Genomic DNA, 4017 nt, shown 5'->3' with positions numbered 1-4017 from the left:
CGGTCCCGACCTCGCCGCCGCGCGCGCGGAGGCCTACCGGATCCTCGACGGGGTCGAGCTGGGCGGCGGTCACTTCCGTCGCGACATCGGCCTGGCGGCCGAGGAGGGACACATCAGCATCCCGGGCTGACCGCGGCAGCCCGCCGGGCTGACGGCCGATCCGCCGTCCTCAACGCGCCTGTCCTCACCGAGCCTGTCCTCACCGAGCCCGTCCTCACCGAGCCCGTCCTCAACGAGCGTAGAGGGCCATGCGCGGCGCCTGCGCGACCAGCCAGGGGCTGAACGCGAACGGCGTCGCGTCGATGGCCTTGCGTACGTCCTCGGGCCGGGCCCAGTGGTGGGCGCACACCTCGTCCGCCCGCGGGGCCAGGTCGGCGCGGATGCGGGCGGTGAACACCGGGCAGATCTCGTTCTCCACGATCCCGGAGTCGTCCACCGCCCGGTACCGGAAGTCCGGCAACGCCGGCTCGATCCCGTCCACGCGCGTCCCGAGTTCCTGTTCCGCCCGTCGCACTATCGCCTCGGCGGGGTCCTCGCCCGGTGCGGGGTGACCACAGAACGAGTTGGTCCACACGCCCGGCCAGGCGCGCTTGTGCAGCGCGCGACGGGTGAGCAGGACGCGGCCCTCCTCGTCGACCACGTGGCACGAGAACGCCAGGTGCAGCGGGGTGTCGGTGGTGTGGACGGTGGCCTTGTCCGCGGTGCCGACGGGCTGGCCGTCCTCCGAGAGGAGGACCACGTACTCGGTGCCCGCGGGAGCGGAGGCGTCGGGGAGGGAGGACATGCCGCCAACCTTAGGCGCTCCGGGCCGGACGGGCCGCCGGGGACTCAGACGGCGAGGTCGCGGGCGATCACCAGTCGCTGGATCTGGTTGGTGCCCTCGAAGATCTGGGTGATCTTGGCCTCGCGCATGTACCGCTCCACGGGGAACTCCCGGGTGTAGCCGACGCCGCCGAGCACCTGGACCGCGTCCGTCGTGACCTTCATCGCCGCGTCCGTGGCGGTGAGCTTGGCGATCGAGGCCTGGCGGGAGTAGGGACGGCCGGCGTCCTTGCGTCGGGCGGCGTCGAGGTACGTGGCGCGGGCGGAGGTCACGGCCGCGGCCATGTCCGCCAGCAGGAAGCCCAGGCCCTGGTGGCCGATGATGGTCTTGCCGAACGCCTCGCGCTCATTGGCGTAGGCGACCGCGTCGTCGAGTGCCCGCTGCGCGATGCCGGTGGCCACCGCGGCGATCCCGAGCCGGCCCGAGTCCAGGGCGGAGAACGCGATGCGCAGTCCGTCGCCCTCGGCGCCCAGGAGACGGGCGGCGTCGACCCGGGCGCCCTCGTAGGCGGCGGTGGTGGTGGGGACGCCGTTCAGGCCCATCTTGTCCTCGGGCTTCCCGAACGTCAGGTTCTCGGTGTCGCGGGGGACCAGGAGACACGAGATGCCGCGGGACCCCTCGCCGGTGCGGACGAAGGTGTTGTACACGTCGGCGATCCCACCGTGCGTGATCCAGGACTTGGTGCCGGTGACCACGAACTCGTCACCCTCGCGCTCGGCGCGGCACCGCAGCGCCGCCGCGTCCGACCCGGCCTGTGGCTCCGAGAGCGAATACGCGCCGATCTGCTCGCCGGCGAGCATCCCGGGCAGCCACTCGGCCTTCTGCTCGTCGGAGCCGGCGGTGGCCAGGGGGAAGCAGGACAGACCGTGCACGCTCGTCGCGACGGCGACAGCCGCCCACCGGGCACCGAGCTCCTCCAGCACCTGCAGGTACACCTCGTACGGCTGGTCGCCGCCGCCGAACTCCTCCGGATAGGGCAGCCCCAGCAGGCCCACCTCGCCGAGTTGCGCGAAGAGCCCCTCGGGATAGGTGTGGTTCCGCTCGTGCTCGGCCGCGATCGGCTCGAGCAGCTTGTCCGCGACCGAGCGGGTCATGTCGAGGAGTTCGTACGCCTCGTCGCTGGGGAGCAGTCGGTCGACGGCCATGGGAGTCCTTCCGGGTACGTGCGGGAATCGTCGGGTGGTCCCATTAGAGTGCACGGCTCCGGAGCAGTCGTACCAGCCCCGAAAGCGGGGGTGCCCGTCGGTGGGTGGTGTGCGGCGGGCCTCTGCAGCAGTATCTGCAGACATGTCTGCAGATACGACCGAGACCACGCCGCCCACCGGTACGCCCCTGTCCCCGGACGAGCTCCTGGCGATCTACGACGTCCCCGGTGCGAGTGCGGCGGAGTTCCTGTGCGACCGCCACGACCCCGACGCCGTGGCCTTCACCGTGATCGACGCCGACCTGTCCGGTCGCGACATCACCTACGGCGAGCTGAAGGTCGGGAGCGAGAAGGTGGCCGCCGCCCTGGCGGCTCTCGGTGTGGGCGAGGGGGACCGGGTCGCCACGCTCATGGCCAAGTCCGCGGACCTGGTGTTCACGCTCATGGGGATCTGGCGCCTGGGCGCGGTGCACATGCCGCTGTTCACCGCGTTCGCCTGGCCCGCCATCGAGATGCGGATCACCGGCGGCGACGCCCGGGTGATCGTGTCCGACGCCGACCAGCGGGGGAAGCTCGAGAGCACATCCGTCCCGGTGGTCGTGGCCGGGCTGGCGGACTGCCCCGGTGCCCGGGAGGGAGACCTCGATCTCGACACGATCGTCGGCGACCAGGAGCCCGGTCGCGGCGCCGCGGTCACCGGCCCGGACGCCGGGATGGTGATGCTCTTCACCTCGGGCACCACCGGCACCCCCAAGGGGGTCGTCGTCCCCGTCCGCGCGCTCGCCGCGTTCCACCAGTACATCGAGACCGGTCTGGACGTGCGCGCCGACGACGTGTTCTGGAACGGTGCCGATCCGGGCTGGGCGTACGGCCTCTACTACGGCATCCTCGGTCCGCTGGCGGTGGGCCGCCGCAGCCTGCTCCTCCACGCCCGCTACACCCCGGAGTTGGCGTTCGCCGTCCTGCAGTACTACGGGGTCACCAACTTCGCGGCGGCGCCGACGGTCTACCGCACCATGCGGGCCAAGCGGGACATCGCGCCGGCCGACGTCAAGCTCCGCCGCGCATCGGCCGCCGGTGAGCCGCTCACCCCCGAGGTGATCGAGTGGTCGACCGAGCAGTTCGGCGTCGAGGTGCGCGACCAGTACGGCCAGACCGAGCACGGCATGTTCATCATCAACCCCTGGCACGATTCGCTGCGCGAGGACGTCCGTCCGGGTTCGATGGGCGTGCCGTTGCCGGGCTGGTCCTGCACCGTGCTCGCGGCCGACTCCGACGAGACCGCGCCGGTGGGGGAGCTCGGCCGGGTCGCGATCGACGTCCCCGCCAGCCCGCTCATGTGGTTCACGGGGTACCACGACGCGCCCGAGAAGACGGCCGAGCGGTTCAGCGCGGACGGCCGCTGGTACTACACGGGCGACGCGGCCAAGCTCGACGCCGACGGTCATTTCTACTTCTCCAGCCGCGACGACGACGTGATCATCATGTCCGGCTACCGGATCGGCCCGTTCGACGTGGAGTCCGTCCTGGCCAAGCACCCGGACGTGCTGGAGTCGGCGATCATCGGCGTCCCCGACGAACTGGCCGGTGAGGTACTCGAGGCGTACGTCGTGCTGCGCGAGGGTGTCGAGGGTGACGACGACAAGGCGGAGGAACTGCAGAAGTGGGTCAAGACGGAGTTCGCGGCCCACGCGTTCCCCCGGAAGGTCCACTTCGCCCGTGAGCTGCCCAAGACGCCGTCGGGCAAGATCCAGCGGTTCCTGCTGCGCAAGGAGCGCGGGGCGAGATAGAGAGCGCGGAGCGGGGCTCCAACCGGGAGTTACGTACGGTCACATAAAGACGGTTCATGGGTCTATGCTCGGCCGATGAAAATCTCGCGAGGAGCGCGCGCCCTCGGCGCCGCCGCGCTGGCCGTCGTCGTCCCCCTCGTGTCCGCCACCGCGGCGGTGCCCGCGGCCGCGAACCCGGTGATCTCCTCCATCGCCCCGGACCCGTCGGTCCAGAGGGGAGCGGACGGCGCCTTCCACGTCTACGCGTCCTCGGACGACTG

At 71.3% G+C, this 4017-nt stretch carries 3 protein-coding genes and 2 pseudogenes; 3 read left to right on the top strand and 2 right to left on the bottom strand.

The annotated features are described in order from the left end of the window. A pseudogene (locus G6020_RS15345) lies at positions 1-130 on the top strand (phosphoribosylamine--glycine ligase); the annotation flags it as partial. A 99-nt stretch (positions 131-229) separates the two neighbouring features. Here the strand turns inward: G6020_RS15345 and idi are convergent. Continuing rightward, positions 230-784, bottom strand: a complete 555-nt coding sequence (gene idi, locus G6020_RS15340; RefSeq protein WP_017835303.1) for an isopentenyl-diphosphate Delta-isomerase — start codon at positions 782-784, stop codon at positions 230-232. 44 nt (positions 785-828) lie between these two features. After that, complete coding sequence (locus tag G6020_RS15335; RefSeq protein WP_107748804.1) at positions 829-1968, bottom strand: acyl-CoA dehydrogenase family protein; 1140 nt, start codon at positions 1966-1968, stop codon at positions 829-831. Between the two features lie 142 nt (positions 1969-2110). On the opposite strand from G6020_RS15335, the gene G6020_RS15330 reads away from it, so the two are divergent. Both G6020_RS15330 and G6020_RS17280 read left to right on the top strand, forming a co-directional pair. After that, the gene (locus G6020_RS15330; RefSeq protein ID WP_182611204.1) at positions 2111-3757 is read left to right on the top strand and encodes an AMP-binding protein; all 1647 of its coding nucleotides are present in this window, start codon (positions 2111-2113) and stop codon (positions 3755-3757) included. 75 nt (positions 3758-3832) lie between these two features. Then, positions 3833-4017 (top strand): annotated as a pseudogene (locus G6020_RS17280) (endo-1,5-alpha-L-arabinanase); the annotation flags it as partial.

Source organism: Dietzia sp. B19, assembly GCF_014145155.1.
In the GTDB taxonomy this organism is placed as follows: Bacteria; Actinomycetota; Actinomycetes; order Mycobacteriales; family Mycobacteriaceae; genus Dietzia; species Dietzia natronolimnaea.
The sequence above is the reverse complement of the archived record's forward strand: the minus strand, read 5'-3'. Positions and strand labels throughout refer to the sequence as shown.